Origin of the sequence: Microbacterium croceum, from assembly GCF_023091245.1 — a bacterium.
Classification (GTDB): Bacteria; Actinomycetota; Actinomycetes; order Actinomycetales; family Microbacteriaceae; genus Microbacterium; species Microbacterium croceum.
Genome location: NZ_JAHWXN010000002.1, coordinates 1 through 18,473 on the forward strand (window position 1 = coordinate 1; position 18,473 = coordinate 18,473).

Genomic DNA, 18,473 nt, shown 5'->3' on the forward strand with positions numbered 1-18,473 from the left:
CAGCCGAAGCTAGACGAGGATAATTTGGCATTTGACAAGTGCACGCTGTTGAGTTCTCAAGGATCGGATGCTCCCACGACCCAGTCATCACAACCAGGCCCGAAGGGCAACTTCTCTATCTTACCCACCCGGCCCCGCATGTCAAATCGACGCGCTGTCCGGATCTGAAGATCCGAAGCGCAGTCAGAACGACCGCAGAAGGGGTGGACCTCCCATTCTAGACGCAAGCGTCCGCACCTCTCAAGAGAGGATTTGAATAGGGAGTGTTTCTGCCGCTTGAGGGGGGTGAGGCTCTCGGCCTCTCCGCTTCCCTGTGGGGCGAACAAGTAATAAGTTACGCGGATCCCGGGGTTCTGGCAAATCGGGGCGCACCCCCCGGGCGTGTCGTGAGTGGTGCCCGCGCCGGTTTCCCCGGATCAGCGCCGTTTTTCCTCCAGAACGCCGCCAGGAGTACGATCACGCCATGCTCCCGCTCCCCGGCCAGCGCCTCCACTCGACCACCGTTCCCGTCCATCGGGTGCGGCACCTGAGCGGGCACGCGTTCGCGCGTCTCCGTGAGAGGAGCCTTCGGTGAACGGCGGTCACCGGCTTCTCACGCGCGTGTGGAACGAGCTCGGCGCAGACCGGCGCCTGATCGAGGACGTACGCCCCTCCCCGGTTTCGGTCCCACTGCCTTCCCGGCTCTCCGCCGGCGACCTCGCCTGGGCGAGCGTGGCGGCAGCGACCTGTGCCGCACACCTCGATGTCGCGGCTCTCGACCCGCATCGCATCGCCGCCGCCTACCGGAGCGACCGCGTACTCACGATCGACGGCACCGCTCCCCCGGTGTGGTCGCCCTTCTCCGGGTTCTGGCGCACTCTCGACGGTTGGGTGCGCACGCATGGCAACTACCCGCACCACGCGGCCGGGCTACGCTCCGGTCTGGGAATGCCAGAGACCGCCGACGCTGATCAGGTCCGTGACGCGCTCGCGGTTCGCACGTCTTCGGATGCCGTCGCCGCGATCACGGCTGCAGGTGGCCTCGCCGTCCCCGTCGGGACGGAGGACCCCGCCCTCGATGCGGTCCTCCGATCCCGGCCGCTCCTCGACGTGCGAAGAGTCGAGACTCCTGCGGCTCCTCCGCGGCGACGCACATCCCTGTCGCAGGATCCCCCTCTCGACGGCATCCGCGTACTCGATCTCACCCGCGTCATCGCCGGACCGGTGTGCACGCGTACCCTGGCTCTGCTGGGGGCCGACGTGCTGCGCATCGACCCTCCACATCTTTCCGAGCCGGGCTGGCAGCATCTCGACACCGGGCATGGCAAGCGCACGGCACTCCTGGACGCGCGCTCGACGCAGATGCACGAACTTCTCGCGACTGCGGATGTCGTGGTGCTCGGGTACCGACCGGATGCGCTCGACCGGCTCGGCCTCGCGCCGAGCGATCTCATCGAGAGGCATCCCGGCCTGGTGGTCGCGCGGCTGAGCGCCTGGGGTACCGAGCATCCCCGACGCGCAGGATTCGACAGCCTGGTGCAGGCGGAGTCCGGCATCGCGTGGATCGAATCACCCGACGGTCACAACCCCGGCGCACTTCCCGCGCAGGCACTGGATCACAGCGCCGGCTATCTGCTGGCGGCGGCCGTGATCACGCTGCTCCGACGCCGCGCTGCAGAGGGCGGATCGTGGCGCGTGCAGACTTCGCTGCGACGGGTGGCCGCCGAGCTGCTCGGGATGCCGCGTCGATCGGAACCCGCCGAGGCGATCATGGACGATCCGGCACTCCACACCTCCCACTTCGAGGTGGCCGACCGCGCGGTGGTCACGTCCGCCCCCGCGATCCCCGGGTTCGACTTCGCCGCACCGCGCCCGTGGGGTCAGGATCAGCCCCGCTGGTGAGGCCTCGATGACAGCGACAGGATCACGCACAGCACCAGCGTGATCGCTCCCCACAGCGCACAGGCCGGCGGGAGCACTCGGTACGCGAGGTGCTGCAGGGTGAACGCATCGGTGAGCGGGCCGTAGACGGCGAGACCGATGAACCAGGCGGCGACGAGGATGGCCGGAAGCGACACCCACCATGCGACGCGGACCGCGCCCGGCACGCGCTGCGCGGCGTCGACGCGCGCGGCACTGTGCCGCAACCGGAGCACCGCCCAGAGGCCGATGCCTGCGAGGCCCAGCACGCTGGAGCCGTACTGCAGCCACTTGTACCCGAGCAGGGGACCCCACATCTGGTCCAGGGCGGGGAAGATCTCCACACCCCAGCGTCCCTCATGCGTGAAGAGATCCCACAGGATGTGCGAGAGCACCCCGAGGACCAGCGATACCGCGAGCAGCAGCGGATACACGCGTGTCTGCCCGATGCCGACCGCACGCCCCGCCGCCACCAGGCCGGAGTCGCTCCAGTCCGCGGGAAGACGACGGGCCATCCAGAGCGGCGTGAGCTCCGGAACCGCCGGGCGCAGCACCACGCGCCAGACCAGGAAGAGCACGAACGCCAGCAGCGCCGTCCACACGACGTTCCCCGGAGTGTGGGTGAACGTGTAGTTCAGGCCCACACCCCGAAGGAACAGCGGCAGGTCCGGCGTCATCGCGCCGATGGCGATCGCGGCTGGTACCAGAGGTGTGCGGATGAACGGCAACGCGACGATCGCATGACTCGGGGTGAACGGCATCCGCTCTCCTCAGGGGTCGTCGCGCCGCAGCGCTCGGGAACAGCTACACGGAAATCGAGCGTCAGGCGAGGAAGACGCCGGCCAGGGTCTTCTTGCCACGCCGCAGCACCGAGACTCCGCCGGGCAGGCTCCCCTGCACGGTGGCGGCTTCGTCCTCGACGCGCACGCCGTCGAGCGAGACGCCGCCCTGCGAGATCGCGCGTCGCGCCTCCGAGAGGCTCGACACGAGGGTGGTCGCCACCAGCGCTTCGACGACGGGGGTCCCCGCGGCGACGGTGGCGTTCGGCAGCTCCTCCAGCGCCGTGCGCAGCGTCGCGGCGTCGAGCGCGGTCAGGTCACCCTGGCCGAACAGCGCCTCGGAAGCGGCGATCACGGCAGCCGTGGCTTCGGCACCGTGAACGGTGACGCACACCTCGAGCGCGAGACGCTTCTGCGCTGCGCGCCGGAACGGCTCGGACTCGACCAGCGCCGCGTACTGCTCGATCTCGGCACGGCTGAGGAAGGTGAAGACCTTGAGCCGGTCGATCACGTCGGCATCCGTCGTGCTGAGCCAGAACTGGTACATGCGGTACGGGCTGCACATCTCGGCGTCGAGCCAGATCGCGTTGCCCTCGCTCTTGCCGAACTTCGTGCCGTCGCTGTTCGTGATCAGCGGTGTGCCGATCGCGTGCGCCGAGACGCCCTCGGCCCGACGGATGAGGTCAGTGCCGCTGGTCAGGTTGCCCCACTGATCGGATCCACCGGTCTGGAGCACGCAGTCGTACTGGCGGTACAGCTCGAGGAAGTCCATGCCCTGCAGGATCTGGTAGCTGAACTCGGTGTAGCTGATGCCCTCGTCGGAGTTCAGACGCGCAGCGACCGCATCCTTCTTCAGCATCGTGCCGACGCGGTAGTGCTTGCCGATCTCCCGCAGGAAGTCGATCGCCGACATCGGCGCGGTCCAGTCGAGGTTGTTCACGATGCGCGCCGCGTTGTCGCCCTCGAAGCTCAGGTAGCGCTCGACCTGCGCGCGCAGGCGGCCGACCCACTCCTCGACGGTCTCGCGCGTGTTGAGCGTGCGCTCTGCGGTCGGACGCGGATCTCCGATGAGACCGGTCGAGCCGCCGACCAGGCCGAGCGGCTTGTGCCCGGCGAGCTGGATGCGACGCAGCGTCAGCAACTGGACGAGGTTTCCCAGGTGCAGGCTCGGCGCCGTCGGATCGAACCCGCAGTAATACGTGATGGGGTCTCCCGCGAGCAGGGCGCGCAGCGCCTCCTGGTCGGTGGACACGTGGACGAGTCCGCGCCACAGCAGTTCGTCCCACACGTTCTCGAACGTCGGGTCGATCGCCGGTACAGCGGTCGTCAAAGGGGTTTCAGACACGCGCTCCAGGCTATCAGCGCGCGACGCCTCAGCTGTGCGCCGACCACCAGACGAGGAAGGCCGCGCCGAGCGCGATCACCCAGCTGACGAGGCTGCCGACGAGGAAGTACTCGGCGCGCGCACCCGTCTCGCCGTCGCGCGAGATCTCCGGGAACCGGACGATGCCCTTCGCCGCCAGCATCGCCGCGAGGATCGGGTAGGCGGCGGCGAGCGTGAGGATGAGAACGAGCATCCGCTCGAGCGGCCCGATCAGGCGTCCGCCCTTGAAGCCCGCACGCGGATCGACAGCGGTCGTCGGTTCCGCGGTGGGCGCGACCGGCGCCGGTGTTTCGGCATCTGTTGCGGCCGGGTCGACGGCGGCGGCTGGTGCGGCGGTATGGCGTGCTGGGTCGACCGGACGCCAGGTGTGCTCGCCGTCGAGCGCGGCACGCACCACGAGGTTGGCCGACTCGAGCAGGAAGACGGCGAGACCGAGGACCAGCATCGCCAGGTCGAATGAGACCTCGCCGAACGGAGAGCGCAGGCGCCAGATCTGTCCGATCAGTCCGGCACCCGCCCGCTCGCCCGTCCAGATCACCGCGCCGACGATCACGAGGGCCAGCAGCACGGCCGGCCAGAATCCCGCCGGCGATGGGCGGCCATCCGGCATGCACCACACCCAGGCCGCACCGGCGACCAGCGCCGCGATCATCGGGAGCAGCGCGTCGCTCACGCTGCCGAGCAGCAGAAGCACCACGGTGCTCGCGAGGTAGCCGATCCACCGGCGCGGCGCGAACTGACGCACCAGGTCGGCAGCGCCGATCGCGAGCAGCATGAACCCTGCGATGATCATGGCCTCTCCCCCCGCAATACGGCCAGCCCCTCGATCAGCGCCGCTGCACCCGCGCTGCGCAGGGACTTCGAGACACTCGGCTGCGTGATGCCCTCCTGCTCGGCGAGCTCGCGCTGAGAGGCTCCGATCAGGCGACCGTAGGTGAGGCGCCGCTCGCGCTCGTTCATCGAGCCGACCAGCTCGTCGCGCACGAGGAGATAGGCGTTGGATGCTCCGATCGTGCTGCTCATGACCTCATCCTGACCGGGGGCTCCGACAATCCACGAGCGCGTGCGTGGAACAGCGCGGGGCTCGCGCGCGTGCACGGTCTCGATCGCCTCGCGTGCCGCCCACCAGCCCGGCCCGTCGGTCAGCACTCCATGGGCGGAATCGACCGCGCGGATGGCGCCGACGCCGATCCCGAACCGGAAGGCGATGCCGTCCGGCAGCGCGAGCTGGATCATGAGGAGCCCGGCCATGGCATCCTCGAGGTTCGCATACACGCCCTGCTGCTCATCCCCCACCGTCGGGGTCAGCGGTTGCGAAGCCAGAGGAGTGTCGCGCTCGACGCGGGTGATCGTGTCATCCAGCACCCGCTGTGCGGCGGCGCGGTCGTCGAGCTTGCGAGAGCCCACGATATCGGCGATCACGGCGATGACCATGACATAACCGTATCACGACTACTTCTGGATTAATGCGTTATTTGGTTATAGTCTGTGATCATGCCTGAATCGCACATCATCCCTTGGTCCGAGGGGGCGTGGACCCACGCCCCGCAGCACACCGCCGAAACCGCGGACGCGCATCTCGACGTCACCGCCGTCGAAGGCAGCGACGCCTGGCGGCACACCGCCTACGGCTTCGTGCACAACACCGAACACGCCCTGCTCACCCCGCTCGCGGTGGGCGAGGCGATCGAGGTCTCGTTCCGAGCGTCCTGGGACGGTCAGTTCGACCAGGCCGGCATCTTCATCCGCATCGACGACGAGCACTGGGTCAAGACCGGAGTCGAGTTCGCCGACGGTCACCTCGGGCTCGGCGCCGTGGTCACCGACATCCGCTCGGACTGGTCGGTCGGCTACGTCGACGACTGGCTCGAGAGCGAGATCACGGTGCGCGTCAGCCGCTGGGCCGATGCCCTGATCATCCGCGCCAAGGCAGACGACGGCCCCTGGCGCCTGGTGCGCGTGGCACCGTTCTCCGGAGAGTCGGATGCCGCAGCCGGACCGTTCCTCGCGGCACCGATGCGCGGGGATCTCACCGTGCGCTTCATCCGGTGGGAGCGGTCGGCCGCCGACGTCGACCTGCACTGAGCGCGGCCGGTTCGCCCGACGGATCTCCGTCACGGGAACCCCGCACAGGCCCGACGGATCACGGAGACGATGACGGATCACGGACGATGTGCCGACATTTGCTCCGTGATCCGTCAGGACCTCCGTGATCCGTCAGGACCTCCGTGATCCGTCAGAACCTCCGGCATCAGTCAGAGCCGCCCGTCCTCCACACCGCGGCGCACGAAGGACCTATCCCCCGAACGCGGATCTGGGCGTCGACGGTCCCCCGCGATCGCAGCAGGGTGGAGCTCATGCTCTCCGCCCACGACACCATCCGCGACCTCGGGGGCATCGCCCGAGGGACGCACCTCCAGACGCTCGGCTTCACCCGGCAGCACCTCGCTGACCAGGTGAAGCGAGGCACGATCCAGCGTGTGCGACCGGGCGTCTTCGCGATACCCTCGCTTGCCGATGACATCCGCAGCGCGATCGCCCACGGCGGTGCGCTCAGTTGCGTGAGCGTGCTGCGGTCGCACGGGATCTGGGTGCTTCCCGACGAGACCGGGCCGCACGTCTGGCTCGGCCCGAGTCAGCACGCTCTCGCGCACCCGCACTGTCGCTGCATATCGCACTACTACGGCGGGACGCCGGTCCCAGGCGCGGCGAGCATCGAGCGTGCGCTGCTGCATCTGCGACGGTGCGCCGGCGACGAGGCGTTCTTCGCCGCGTATGAATCGGCTTGGCGCATCGGAAAGCTCTCTCGTGCCGCGCGAGATCGGATACGCGCAGCACTGCCGCGAGTCGCGCGATGGCTGGTCGATCTTGCTCGCCCCGACGCTGACAGCGGTCTCGAATCGCTCCTCCGGCTGCGACTCCACCTGCTCGGCATCCGAATCGGTTGTCAGGTGACGATCGTCGGGGTGGGGAGAGTCGATTTCGTCATCGCTGGCAGGATCATCCTCGAAGCGGACGGCGAGGAGAACCATGGCTCATCCGACAAACGCCACCGCGACCGGGTTCGGGACACGGCCGCATCCCGACTCGGCTACGAGACCCTGCGATTCGACTACGCGCAGATCGTCCACGACTGGCCCACCGTGCAGGCAGCCATCCTCGGCGCGATGCGACGCGTTCGCCCGGCCGCCGCCCGGGCATGACAGATCCCGGAACGGATGACAGATCACGGAACGGATGACAGATCACGGAACGGATGACGGATCGCGGAGCGGATGACAGATCCCGGAACGGATGACAGATCACGGAGAGTTTCGCGGAGATCCTTCGTCGAATCGTCCATTTCTCCGTGATCCGTCAGCCGTGAACCACCGACCGGGTCGTGGACCGACGCGATCTACAGTCCGAGGGCGTGCGCCGCGGCCTGGGCGCGTGCCACGAGCTCGGCACGCTGCTCCGCCACCCGCACCGGAGCGGTTCCGCCGGCACCCGTGCGCGAGGCGACGGATCCCTCGATGGTCAACACCTCGCGCACCGCGGGCACCAGGTGCGGCGACACCGAGAGCAGCAGTTCGTCGGAGGCATCCTCTAGCCCGATCCCGCGCTCCTCGCAGGCTCGAACGAGCGCGCCGGAGATCTCGTGCGCGTCGCGGAAGGGGACCCGCTGCTTCACGAGCCACTCCGCGACATCCGTCGCGAGCGAGAAGCCCTGCGGGGCGAGCTCGGCCATGCGTGCGGTGTCGAAGCGCAGCGTCGCGATCATGCCGGCGAATGCGGGCAGCACGACCTCGAGCGTCTGCACCGAATCGAAGACCGGCTCCTTGTCTTCCTGCAGGTCGCGGTTGTACGCGAGCGGCAATCCCTTGAGCGTAGCCAGCAGCCCGGACAGGTTGCCGATGAGGCGGCCGGACTTGCCGCGCGCGAGCTCGGCGATGTCGGGGTTCTTCTTCTGCGGCATGATGCTCGACCCGGTCGAGTAGCCGTCGTCGAGGGTGACGAACCCGAACTCCCGCGTGTTCCAGAGGATGATCTCCTCCGACAGACGCGACAGGTCGATGCCGGTCATCGCGGTGATGAACGCGAACTCCGCCACCACGTCACGTGCCGACGTGCCGTCGAGCGAGTTCTCGGCCGGACGGTCGAGGCCCAGCTGCGTCGCCACGAGGGCCGGATCGAGGCCCAGCGTCGAACCGGCCAGCGCTCCCCCGCCGTACGGCGAGACGCCGGCGCGACGACGCCAGTCGACGAGGCGTTCGAGTTCACGCACCAGTGGCCAGCCGTGCGCCTGCAGGTGGTGGGCGAGCAGCACCGGCTGCGCATGCTGCAGGTGTGTGCGACCGGGCAAGATCGCGGCCGGGTGCGCTTCGGCCTGTGCGACGAGAGCGTCGATCACCCGAAGGATGTCGCGGGCGATCACCCGCGCGTGGTCGATCAGGTACATGCGCACGAGCGTGGCGATCTGGTCGTTGCGGCTGCGGCCGGCGCGCAAACGTCCGCCCAGCTCCGGTCCCAGCTCGACGATCAGCGCCTGCTCCAGTGCGCCGTGCACGTCCTCATCGGTCGGCGCAGGCAGCAGGGTGCCGTCGGCGACCTTGCGGGCCACGGCGTCCAGTCCCTCGTGCATGCGCTGCGCCTCATCGGGCTCCAGGTACCCGGCGGCGGCCAGTGCCGTCGCATGGGCGTGAGAGCCGGCGATGTCGTAGGGGGCGAGGATCCAGTCGAAGTGGGTGGAGCGGCTGAGCTCCACCAGCTCCGGGGACGGTCCGGTCGCGAACCGGGCACCCCAGAGCGCGCCCTCGTTGGTTCCTTCGTGCGTGGCGTCGGTCATCAGTCGTCCTTCTTGCCGAGCAGCCAGACCAGCAGCGCCTTCTGGGCGTGCAGGCGGTTCTCCGCCTCGTCCCAGACCACACTCTGCGGACCGTCGATCACGCTGGAGTCCACCTCGTACCCGCGGTCGGCGGGGAGGCAGTGGATGAAGATGGCCTCGGAGTCGGCCAGCGCCATGGTCTCCGGCGTCACCTTGTAGGTGCCGAGGTCGCGGATCCGCGCGAGCTTCTCCTCTTCCTTGCCCATAGACACCCACGTGTCGGTGACGATGACGTCGGCACCGGCCGCTGCCTCGACCGGGTCGGTGAAGAGCGTGATCGAACCGCCGGTCTCGGCGGCGCGGCGGTCGGCGTCCGCGATCACGTCGGCGCGAGGGGCGTAGTCGTCCGGCGAGGCGATGCGCACGTGCATACCGGCGGTGACTCCGGCGAGAGCATAGGAGTGTGCCATGTTGCTCTGACCGTCGCCGAAGAACGTGAGCGTCAGGCCCTTGAGGTCGCCCTTGTGCTCGCGGATCGTGAGCAGATCGGCGAGCAGCTGGCATGGGTGGAAGTCGTCGGACAGGGCGTTGACGACCGGCACCCGGGTGCCGCGGGCCATCTCCTCCAGCCCGGACTGCGCGTAGGTGCGCCAGACGATCGCCGCGACCTGGCGCTCCAGCACACGCGCGGTGTCGGAGGGGGTCTCCTTGCCGCCGAGCTGACTGTTCGCCGTCGAGATGATCAGCGGCGAGCCGCCCAGATCGGCGATGCCGACCGCGAACGACACGCGGGTGCGGGTGGAGGACTTGTCGAAGATGACCGCGACGGTCTGGGGGCCGGCAAGGCTCTTGTCCGCCCACCGGTCCTTCTTCAGCTCCAGGGCGAGCTCGAGGATCTCCGCCTGCTCAGCGGGAGTCAGGTCGTCGTCGCGCAGCAGATGACGGGTCATGCGGAAACCTTTCCGGGGAGGGATGCCTGGACGTCGGCGAGCACGGCCGTGAACAGCTCACGGAACTCGCTCAGCTCGGCGTCGCCGATGGTGAGTGCGGGCGCGATGCGCACAGTCTCGGGGTTCGCGGCGTTCACGATCAGACCACGCTCCTGCGCCGCGGCGACCACGGCACCGGCGACCGGCTCCGACAGCGCCACGCCGATCAGCAGACCGCGACCGCGCACCGCGGTGATCAGCGGAGAGTCGATGCCGAGGATGATGTCGCGCAGCTCGACGCCGCGCGTCGCGGCGTTCTCGACCAGACCCGCATCCTCGATCTCGGCGAGGACCGCATCGGCGACGGCGGTCGCCAACGGGTTGCCGCCGAAGGTCGAGCCGTGAGATCCCGGCGTGAACAGCGCACTCGCCGATCCGTAGGTCACGAGCGCGCCGATCGGGAAGCCGCCGCCGATGCCCTTGGCGAGGGTGATCGCGTCGGGGGTGATGCCCTCGTGGCTGAAGCCGAACCAGGCGCCGGTGCGACCGGCTCCGGTCTGGATCTCATCCACGATCAGCAGCGCGCCGTGCTTCAGCGTCAACGACCGAGCGGCCGCGAGGTAGCCCTCCGGCAGCTCGACGACGCCGGCCTCGCCCTGGATGGGCTCGACGATCACGGCAGCCACGCGGTCGTCCATCGCGGCTTCGAGCGCCTCGACCGTCGCCGGGATGTGCTCGACGCCACCGGGCATCGGCTCGAACGGCGCGCGCATCGACTCCTTCGCCGTGAGGGCGAGGGATCCCATGGTGCGACCGTGGAAGCCGTTCTGCAGCGCGATGATCCGGGGGCGTTCCGCGCCACCGTGCAGGCGCGCCAGCTTGAATGCGGCCTCATTGGCCTCGGCGCCGGAGTTCGAGAAGAACACGCGTCCGTCGATGCCGGCGCCCGCGAGGCGCTTGAGGCGCGCGGCGAGGGCGAGCTGCGAGGGCGTCGCGAAATAGTTCGAGACGTGCGCGAGCGTCGCCGCCTGCCGCGACACGGCCTCCACGAACACGGGGTGCGCGTGGCCGAGCGAGGTGACCGCGATGCCGGCGAGGAAGTCGAGGTGGCGTCGCCCGTCCGAGTCCCAGAGGTAGGAGCCCTCACCGCGGGTGAGCAACGCGAGGCGCGGCCCCGCGTTGAGCACCAGATCGCGGTCTGCGTCGTCCTGCCAGATGGTCATCCTGCCACCACTTCCGTTCCGATTCCCTTGTTGGTGAAGAGTTCGACGAGCACAGAGTGCGGCACCCGCCCGTCGATGATCGCAGCGGCGTCCACGCCGTTCTCGACGGCTTCGAGGCACGCGCGCATCTTCGGGATCATGCCCGACTCGAGGCTCGGCAGCATCTCGGTGAGAGCCGTGGAGGTGAGGTGCGACACGAGCGAGTCCCGATGGGGCCAGTCCGCGTAGAGCCCCGGCACATCCGTGAGGATCACGAGCTTGCGGGCGTTCAGCGCCACCGCGAGCGCTGACGCTGCGGCATCCGCGTTGACGTTCAGCGAGTGTCCTGGATGGTCGAGGTCCGGCGCGATGCTGGAGACCACGGGAATTCGGCCGGCCGCCAGGTGGTCGAGCACCGGAGTGGGGTCCACCTCCACCACGTCGCCGACGCGGCCGAGGTCGATCTCTTCTCCGTCGATCATGACGCCGCGGCGACGGCCGCCGAACAGACCTGCGTCCTCACCGCTGAGTCCCGTGGCGATGGGCCCGTGGGAGTTGATCTTGGTGACCAGCTGCGGGTTGACCTGACCGGTGAGCACCATGCGCACCACGCTGATCGCCTCGGTGTTGGTGACCCGGTAGCCGCCCTTGAACTCGCTGGGGATGTCGAGCCGCTGCAGCATGTCGGAGATCTGCGGGCCTCCGCCGTGCACGACCACCGGCTGCACTCCGACGTAGCGGAGGTAGGCGATGTCCTGCGCGAACGCGTCCTGCAGCTCTTCCGAGACCATGGCGTTGCCGCCGTACTTGACGACCACGATCTGATCGCGGAACTTCTTCAGCCACGGCAGCGACTCGATGAGGGTCGTGGCCTTCTGGGCCGCGACCTCGGCAGGCGTGTCCTGGATGTCCGTCATGAGGCGTACGCGCTGTTCTCGTGCACGTAGTCGTGCGTGAGGTCGTTCGTGAGGATCGTCGCGGTGGCCTCGCCGACGCGCAGGTCGATCAGCAGGTGCGTGGCGCGCGGCGTGAGGTCGACCTCCTCGCGTGGACGGTCCGGACCTCCGGCGGTGCACACGCGCACGCCGTTCATCGACACGTCGACGTCGTAGGGATCGAACTGCGCTCCCGTGGTGCCGATGGCCGCAAGCACGCGGCCCCAGTTCGGATCGTTGCCGAAGATCGCGGCCTTGAAGAGGTTGTTGCGGGCGACCGAGCGACCGACCTCCACGGCATCCTGCTCCGACACAGCGCCGATGACCTCGATCGTGATGTCGTGACTCGCCCCCTCTGCATCTCCCTGCAGCTTGACCGCGAGCTCCTGCGAGAGCTCGATCAGCGCAGCGGTGAACTCCTCGAGATCGGGCTTCACGCCGCTCGCGCCGTTCGCCAGCAGGGTGACCTGGTCGTTGGTCGACATGCAGCCATCGGAGTCGAGACGATCGAACGTGCGTCCGGTCGCGGCGCGCAGGGCGGCATCCGCCTCGAGCGCCTCGAGGTCGGCGTCGGTCGTGATCACGACGAGCATGGTCGCGAGCCCCGGCGCGAGCATCCCCGCGCCCTTCGCCATGCCGCCGATGCTCCAGCCGTCGCGGCTGACGACTGCGGTCTTGGCGACGCTGTCGGTGGTCATGATCGCCTGCGCCGCGAGGTCTCCCCCGTCGGTGCTGAGTGCGGCGATCGCCTGCGCCGTGCCATCGAGCACCTTGGCACGGAACTCGCCGTCACCGACGCCGATGAGGCCGGTCGAGCACACCAGCACGTCTCCGGCACTGATACCCAGAAGCTCTGCCGCCTTCTCGGCCGTCTGGTGCGTGGTCTGGAAGCCGAAGCTCCCGGTGAAGCAGTTCGCCCCACCGGAGTTGAGCACCACGGCCTCGACGATCCGGTCGGCCACGGCCTGCTGCGACCAGATGATCGGGTTGGCCTTGGCGCGGTTGCTCGTGAACACCGCGGCGCCGACCTTGCGCGGTCCGCGGTTGACGACGACGGCGACGTCGGGCTTGCCCGTCGACTTGAGTCCTGCGACGACTCCGGCTGCTTCGAACCCGGCCGGGGCGGTGACGCTCACAGCGACACCTCGGTGATGAGTGCCTCGATGGTCATGGTGCGACTCCGTTGATTGAGAGGGCGCGGTCCTCGGGAAGCCCGAGCGCGATGTTCATGGACTGGATGGCGGCGCCGGCGGTGCCCTTGACGAGGTTGTCGACCGCCGTGACGACGGTGACGCGGTTGGCGGCGCGGTCGATCGCGAGACCGATCAGCGCCGTGTTCGCCCCGAGCACGTCGGCGGTGCGCGGGAAGCTGCCTTCGGGGAGCAGGTGCACGAAGGTCTCGCCGTCGTATGCGCTCTCCCACGCCTCACGGATCTGGGCGTCGGTGACGCCGTCGACGATCGGGGCGGTGGAGGTGGCGAGGATGCCGCGCGACATCGGCACGAGCACGGGGGTGAAGGAGATGCGGATGCCGTCCTCCGACTCGGCCCCAGAGCCCGTCGAAGGGAAAGCGGCGGCGAGCGCCTGCCGGATCTCCGGGATGTGCCGATGCGTACCGCCGACCGCATACGGGTTGGCGGTGCCGAGGATCTCGCTGGCGAGCAGGTTCGACTTCAGGCTCTTGCCCGCCCCCGAGGGGCCGACAGCGAGCACCGACACGATGTCACCCGGATCGATCACACCGGACGCGACGCCGGGCGCCAGGCTCAGGCTGACCGTGGACGCGTTACAGCCGGGAGCCGCGATCCTGGTCGCACCGCGAAGGGCGTCGCGCTGCTTCGCTCCGCCCACGGGAAGCTCGGGCACCCCGTAGGTCCACGGTTCGTGGAAGGCTCCGCCGTAGAACGCGTCCCAGGCACTCTGGGAGGTCAGCCGGTGGTCGGCCCCCGCATCGATCACGAGCGGGGTGTCGCCGAGCGCGTCGGTGTACTGCCCCGACTGCCCGTGCGGCAGCGCGAGGAACACGATGTCGTGCCCGGCGAGGATCTCGGGAGTGGTGTCCTGCAGGGTCAGATCCGCGAGCGAGCGCAGGTGCGGCTGATGCTGGATCAGCGGCTGCCCCGCGTTCGAATGCGCGGTGACGGTGCGGATCTGGATGTCGGGATGACTGGCGAGGAGGCGCAGAATCTCGCCGCCTGCGTAGCCGGATGCGCCGGAGACGGCGACGGAATACGTCATGCTTCTACCTTAACGGTCGGGGTGAGGTGGCCGAGGCGGCGACACCGACACTCGACCGCCGGCAGGCGGGAGCGCAGGGTCGCCTAAAGTCGGCGGTCGCCCCGGCGTCGGCGCACCACGATAACGCTCGGAACGAGCGTCAGAGAAGCGGATGCGGCCGAAGGCATGCCGCGACGATAGCGCGCCTTCCGCCGCATCCGCAAATCTGGCCCGTCATGTGGCGTCGCGCGCGCTCCCCGGCGCTGCGAAGAAGTCCCGCTCGTGTGCGCTGGACAGGTCGAACGCGCGCTGCATGCGGGCGCGGGTCGCGTCGTCGGCCCTCGCGGCGGCGTCCGTGACGTAGGCGACCGCCTGCGCTGTCGCCTCCGCGAACGCAGGGTCGGCGTAGGTCGCGAGCCACGAGGCGTAGGGATGGTGCGGGTCCTGCGGGCGGCTGCCGAACGCCCCGGCGTGCAGCCGCTCGCCGAGGTCGGTGTAGAGCCAGAAGCAGGGCAGGATGGCGGCGATCAGCTCGGGGTACCGGCCGTCGAACGCGGTGGCGCGCAGATGGTTGAGGTACGCCACCGTGGCCGGCGCCGGCTCCGCGGCGAAGGTCGCCGCGGAGACTCCCTGCGCGGCAGTGAGCCAGGAGGCGTGCAGCTCCAGCTCCCCGACGATCGAGCCCTGAGCGGACTGCGCCCAGAACGCCTGCTCCGCCGAGCTCGGGGCCAGTCGAGCGGCCTCCGCCAGCACGCGGGCGTACTCGCGCAGGTAGAGCGCATCCTGGGAGAGGTAGAAGACGAACGGCTCCCGTTGCAGTGTGCCGTCGGCGAGCGCGCGGATGAACGGCAGCGCGTCGATCTCGGCCCTGATCCCCGCGATGCCGTCCCACCACTCGGCGGCCACGTCCGCAGCCGCCGGGCGGGTCGTGAGTCCTCCGCGGTTCCACAGTCCTGCGAAGTGGTGGACGGGTCCGTGTCCCCCACCCACCGCGAGCGCGCTGCTCTCACGGAGCGACTCCCGCAACCAGGAGCGTGCGTGCGCGACGGCCGCAACGGAATCCAGTCCCCGCGCGAGCAGGGTGGCGATCGCGGAGGACAGCGAGCATCCGGTGCCGTGCGTGTTCATGGTGTCGATGCGCGCACCGGCGAAATGCTGCCGGACGCCTGCTGCCGCGTCGATGAGGGCATCCGGCGCCTCCTCGGCGTCGAGGTGTCCGCCCTTGACGAGCACCGCCGCCCCGATCTGCGCGGAGAACGCATCGGCGGCGGCGAGCGCATCCGCCCAGTCGACGATCTCCCGCCCCACGAGCACCGCGAGTTCGGCGAGGTTCGGCGTGATCACGTGGGCACGTACGAGAAGCTCCCGCAGCGCCGATTCCGCCGCGGTGTCCAGGAGCCGATCCCCGCTGGTGGCGACCATGACCGGATCGACAACGACGATCGGGGGACGGACCACGTCCAGCCACGCGGTCACGGTGCGCACGACGTCGGCATCGGCGAGCATGCCGATCTTGACCGCGTCGATCGCGATGTCATCCGACAAGGCGTCGAGCTGCTGCTGCAGGAAGTCGGACGGTGGCACGTGGATCGCGCGCACTCCCCTGGTGTTCTGCGCAGTCAGAGCCGCGATCGCCGCCATGCCGTATCCGCCGTTCGCGGCGATGGACTTGAGATCGGCCTGGATGCCGGCGCCGCCGGAGGGATCGCTGCCGGCGATCGTGAGCACGCGGGGCACCGAGGCCGCCTGCCAGCGCCGACGGAACTCCCTCGCCGCGGCAGCCGGAGCCTCGGCCGCGCACAGCGCCGACACGACCGCGATCCCGACCGCCCCCGCCGCACGCAGCGGTTCGATGTCATCGATCCCGACGCCGCCGATCGCGACGCAGGGCAGGGGGCTGGCCTCCGCGAACTCCCGGAACCCCTGGATGCCGAGGGCCGGCGGGTGGTCCGGTTTGGTGAGCGTCGGACGGATGACTCCGACGCCGAGATAGTCGATCGTGCCGACCGGGAGCGCGCGGACCGCGTCGAGGTGCTCCGGGGCGTTCGCCGTGAGCCCGATCAGGGCATCGGGGCCCAGCTCCTGGCGCGCCCGCAGCACCGAGGCATCACCCTGCCCGAGGTGCACGCCGTCGACTCTGCCTCCCTGAGCCCGCGCCGCCACCGCCGCGTCGAGGCGGTCGTTCACCACGAGCAGCGCGCGACCGTCGATCGCGGCTGAGAGCGCGAGCAGCTGCTCCACGACCTCACGGTCCGACGCATGCTTCTCGCGGAGCTGCACGATGCGCACGCCCCCGTCGACCGCCTGGCGGACGGTCTCGATCACACCGCGTTCGCCGCACAAGGCGGCGTCGGTGACAAGGTAGAGCGACAGGTCCGCGTTCATCGGCTGCTCTCCTCGATGCGGGCCGCGGCCACCAGGTGCTCCGGCTGCAGGCCGGCAAGGGCATCGAGCAGAGCGACGGCGAAGCTGCCCGGGCCGCCGGACGCCGCTGCAGCGCGCTCCGCCGCGATCGTGTACACGAGCGTGGCGGCCGCGACAGCGCCGAGCGCGGAGATCCCGGTCGCGCGGGCGGCCCCGAGGAAGGCCGCCATCACGGCGCCGAGCGCACAGCCCCCACCGGTGACGAGCGTGAGCTGCGGATCGCCGTTCGCGATGCGGATCACGCGCTCCCCGTCGGTGAGCAGATCGACCGGACCGGAGACGGCGACCACGCTGCCGTACCGGTCGGCCAGTGCGGCGGCCGCCTCAGCGGCGTCATCCGTGCTGTCGGTGGCATCCACGCCACGACCGCCGCCGCTGAGTCCGGCGAGCGCGAGGATCTCCGAGGCATTGCCGCGGACGGCGGTGGGACGCAGCGCCACGAGTTCCTGCGCCAGAGCGGTGCGCACCGGCAGCGCGCCGATCGCGACCGGATCGAGCACCCAGGGAGTACCCGCGGTCGAGGCCCCCTCGGCGGCCTCCCGACTCGCGGCCCGCTGCTCCGGCGTGGGCGTGCCGAGATTGACGAGCATGCCGGAGGCGATACCGGCGAACATGCCGCTCTCCCCCACGATGTCGACCATCGCGGGAGCGGCCCCCGTGGCGAGGAGCACGTTCGCGGTGAAGCCGGTGACGACCGCATTCGTGATGCAGTGCGTCAGGGGCGGAGTCGCTCGCACGCGCTCGAGCAGGGTCACCGCCTCGGACACGACGGTGGAATCGGACGATGGACGCAGACGATCGCTCAATGCGACATCCCTTCGCTAGTACGAACTAGATCAGGTTCGACGGGTCTGTTCTCAGCCGCGGTCGCGGCACCCCGTGTCACTGATCGCAGTCTAGCGAAGCGAGGATGTCGCTCAGAGGAGCTCGGCCAGCAGTGCGCGCTCGTCTTCTCGCGTGAGACCCGCGCGCCGCTCGCGGTCGACGCCGCGCGCGATCTCATCGGCGACCACGCGGGCGATCGTGTCGTCGATCGGCCGCAGCACTCCCCCTGTCCGATGGAACGCCGCGTTCGATCGCGTCATGAACCCGGTCATGTCGGCGGGCAGCCACAGCGGCAGCGACCTCTCCCCCGCCCAGTACGCGACGCCGTGATCTGCGAGCCAGCCGGCCTCGCCGACGACAGTCTCACCACAGTGGCCGGCCGCGTTCCGGATGCAGAGGAGCACATCCCGCAGCGGATGCCGATCGCCGATCGCGTTCACCGCACCGCTGACCCCGGCCGACGATGCTGTGACCACGTACGCGGCGAGATCGTCGACGTCGATCACCTGCGTCGCACGGCCCTCGAGCGGTGGCAGGAGCACCCGATCGCTCCCGGCCCGCGCGAACGCCGCCGCCCAGTAGCCGAAGCGATCGCTGGGGTCGCCGTCACCGACGATCAACCCGGGGCGCACGATCAGCGCCCGGTCGCCCAGCGCGCGCACCTGCTGCTCGGCAGCGACCTTCTCTGCCGCATAGTCGTACTCATCACCGGGGGCGGCCGCCTCATGCACCGGGGCGGATTCATCGGCGCCCGGGGTCGCGTCATCCGCGTAGACAGACACCGACGAGATGTACGTCCATCGGCGCGCACGTGCTCCGAGCGCGGCCACGACGGCAGCGACGTGATCGGCCCGCGAGGAGACGTCGACCACGTGATCCCAGTCGCGCGCGAGGCGGTCGTACGCATCGGAGCGGTCACGGTCACCGCGCACGAGCGTCACACCCGGCGGCTCCGGCCGTTCGCCACGGGCCAGGCAGGTCACCGCGGCCCCGTCATCCGCCCAGAGGCGGGCGATCCGCCCGGAGAGCCAGCCGGTTCCCCCCAGGATCAGCACGTCTGTCATGCACCCAT

General features: G+C 69.6%; 16 protein-coding genes and 1 riboswitch. Of the genes, 3 read left to right on the plus strand and 13 right to left on the minus strand.

Annotated elements, in window-relative coordinates; all coding sequences use genetic code 11:
• The first annotated feature begins 570 nt into the window (after positions 1-570).
• Entirely contained in the window at positions 571-1,881 is a 1,311-nt protein-coding gene (locus KZC51_RS14030) for a CoA transferase (RefSeq protein ID WP_247630659.1), read from the plus strand.
• Here KZC51_RS14030 and KZC51_RS14035 read toward each other — a convergent pair.
• From KZC51_RS14035 to KZC51_RS14050, 4 genes are all read right to left on the minus strand, one after another.
• Entirely contained in the window at positions 1,866-2,660 is a 795-nt protein-coding gene (locus KZC51_RS14035; RefSeq protein ID WP_247630660.1) for a DUF4184 family protein, read from the minus strand. The genes KZC51_RS14030 and KZC51_RS14035 overlap by 16 nt on opposite strands.
• A 61-nt stretch (positions 2,661-2,721) precedes the next feature.
• Positions 2,722-4,023: a tyrosine--tRNA ligase gene (tyrS, locus tag KZC51_RS14040; RefSeq protein WP_247630661.1), complete on the minus strand. Its 1,302-nt coding sequence runs from the start codon at positions 4,021-4,023 to the stop codon at positions 2,722-2,724.
• Positions 4,024-4,051: 28 nt separating this feature from the next.
• Positions 4,052-4,855 (minus strand): hypothetical protein, encoded by an 804-nt coding sequence (locus KZC51_RS14045; RefSeq protein ID WP_247630662.1) that lies wholly within the window; start codon positions 4,853-4,855, stop codon positions 4,052-4,054.
• A complete protein-coding gene (locus tag KZC51_RS14050; protein ID WP_247630663.1) occupies positions 4,852-5,496 on the minus strand; it encodes a SatD family protein in 645 nt (214 codons plus the stop codon). Before KZC51_RS14050 ends, KZC51_RS14045 begins: the two co-directional genes overlap by 4 nt.
• 60 nt (positions 5,497-5,556) lie before the next feature.
• Here KZC51_RS14050 and KZC51_RS14055 point away from each other — a divergent pair, with 60 nt between their 5' ends.
• A complete protein-coding gene (locus KZC51_RS14055) occupies positions 5,557-6,147 on the plus strand; it encodes a DUF1349 domain-containing protein (RefSeq protein WP_247630664.1) in 591 nt (196 codons plus the stop codon).
• A 272-nt stretch (positions 6,148-6,419) separates the two neighbouring features.
• A complete protein-coding gene (locus KZC51_RS14060; protein ID WP_247630665.1) occupies positions 6,420-7,265 on the plus strand; it encodes a DUF559 domain-containing protein in 846 nt (281 codons plus the stop codon).
• A gap of 194 nt (positions 7,266-7,459) precedes the next feature.
• Here KZC51_RS14060 and argH read toward each other — a convergent pair whose 3' ends face one another.
• The 9 genes from argH to KZC51_RS14105 all read right to left on the minus strand — a co-directional run bounded on the left by argH (position 7,460) and on the right by KZC51_RS14105 (position 18,465).
• On the minus strand, positions 7,460-8,890 hold the full coding sequence (gene argH, locus KZC51_RS14065) for an argininosuccinate lyase (protein WP_247630666.1): 1,431 nt from the start codon (positions 8,888-8,890) through the stop codon (positions 7,460-7,462).
• The gene (gene argF, locus KZC51_RS14070) at positions 8,890-9,819 is read right to left on the minus strand and encodes an ornithine carbamoyltransferase (RefSeq protein ID WP_247630667.1); all 930 of its coding nucleotides are present in this window, start codon (positions 9,817-9,819) and stop codon (positions 8,890-8,892) included. The genes argH and argF overlap by 1 nt, the downstream gene beginning before the upstream one ends.
• Positions 9,816-11,021 carry an acetylornithine transaminase gene (locus KZC51_RS14075; RefSeq protein WP_247630668.1) on the minus strand — a complete coding sequence of 402 codons (1,206 nt, stop codon included), beginning with the start codon at positions 11,019-11,021 and terminating at the stop codon, positions 9,816-9,818. The genes argF and KZC51_RS14075 overlap by 4 nt, the downstream gene beginning before the upstream one ends.
• Positions 11,018-11,917: an acetylglutamate kinase gene (gene argB / locus KZC51_RS14080; RefSeq protein ID WP_247630669.1), complete on the minus strand. Its 900-nt coding sequence runs from the start codon at positions 11,915-11,917 to the stop codon at positions 11,018-11,020. The genes KZC51_RS14075 and argB overlap by 4 nt, the downstream gene beginning before the upstream one ends.
• Positions 11,914-13,071 carry a bifunctional glutamate N-acetyltransferase/amino-acid acetyltransferase ArgJ gene (gene argJ / locus KZC51_RS14085; protein ID WP_247630670.1) on the minus strand — a complete coding sequence of 386 codons (1,158 nt, stop codon included), beginning with the start codon at positions 13,069-13,071 and terminating at the stop codon, positions 11,914-11,916. Before argJ ends, argB begins: the two co-directional genes overlap by 4 nt.
• 31 nt (positions 13,072-13,102) lie before the next feature.
• Positions 13,103-14,173 carry an N-acetyl-gamma-glutamyl-phosphate reductase gene (argC, locus tag KZC51_RS14090; protein ID WP_247630671.1) on the minus strand — a complete coding sequence of 357 codons (1,071 nt, stop codon included), beginning with the start codon at positions 14,171-14,173 and terminating at the stop codon, positions 13,103-13,105.
• Between the two features lie 213 nt (positions 14,174-14,386).
• Positions 14,387-16,537 carry a bifunctional hydroxymethylpyrimidine kinase/phosphomethylpyrimidine kinase gene (locus KZC51_RS14095; RefSeq protein WP_247630672.1) on the minus strand — a complete coding sequence of 717 codons (2,151 nt, stop codon included), beginning with the start codon at positions 16,535-16,537 and terminating at the stop codon, positions 14,387-14,389.
• A complete protein-coding gene (gene thiM / locus KZC51_RS14100; protein WP_247630673.1) occupies positions 16,534-17,382 on the minus strand; it encodes a hydroxyethylthiazole kinase in 849 nt (282 codons plus the stop codon). The genes KZC51_RS14095 and thiM overlap by 4 nt, the downstream gene beginning before the upstream one ends.
• Positions 17,373-17,466: riboswitch (TPP riboswitch) on the minus strand. (Overlaps the previous gene by 10 nt.)
• A 27-nt stretch (positions 17,467-17,493) precedes the next feature.
• Positions 17,494-18,465, minus strand: coding sequence for an NAD-dependent epimerase/dehydratase family protein (locus tag KZC51_RS14105; RefSeq protein ID WP_247630674.1), 972 nt, complete (start codon positions 18,463-18,465; stop codon positions 17,494-17,496).
• Positions 18,466-18,473: the final 8 nt, after the last annotated feature.

Coding starts and splice junctions, on each gene's coding strand:
- KZC51_RS14035 (WP_247630660.1), bottom strand. CDS start 2,660: ATGCCGTTCACCCCGAGTCATGCGATCGTCGCGTTGCCGTTCATCCGC.
- KZC51_RS14045 (WP_247630662.1), bottom strand. CDS start 4,855: ATGATCATCGCAGGGTTCATGCTGCTCGCGATCGGCGCTGCCGACCTG.
- KZC51_RS14050 (WP_247630663.1), bottom strand. CDS start 5,496: ATGGTCATCGCCGTGATCGCCGATATCGTGGGCTCTCGCAAGCTCGAC.
- KZC51_RS14055 (WP_247630664.1), top strand. CDS start 5,557: ATGCCTGAATCGCACATCATCCCTTGGTCCGAGGGGGCGTGGACCCAC.
- KZC51_RS14060 (WP_247630665.1), top strand. CDS start 6,420: ATGCTCTCCGCCCACGACACCATCCGCGACCTCGGGGGCATCGCCCGA.
- argH (WP_247630666.1), bottom strand. CDS start 8,890: ATGACCGACGCCACGCACGAAGGAACCAACGAGGGCGCGCTCTGGGGT.
- argF (WP_247630667.1), bottom strand. CDS start 9,819: ATGACCCGTCATCTGCTGCGCGACGACGACCTGACTCCCGCTGAGCAG.
- KZC51_RS14075 (WP_247630668.1), bottom strand. CDS start 11,021: ATGACCATCTGGCAGGACGACGCAGACCGCGATCTGGTGCTCAACGCG.
- argB (WP_247630669.1), bottom strand. CDS start 11,917: ATGACGGACATCCAGGACACGCCTGCCGAGGTCGCGGCCCAGAAGGCC.
- argC (WP_247630671.1), bottom strand. CDS start 14,173: ATGACGTATTCCGTCGCCGTCTCCGGCGCATCCGGCTACGCAGGCGGC.
- KZC51_RS14095 (WP_247630672.1), bottom strand. CDS start 16,537: ATGAACGCGGACCTGTCGCTCTACCTTGTCACCGACGCCGCCTTGTGC.
- KZC51_RS14105 (WP_247630674.1), bottom strand. CDS start 18,465: ATGACAGACGTGCTGATCCTGGGGGGAACCGGCTGGCTCTCCGGGCGG.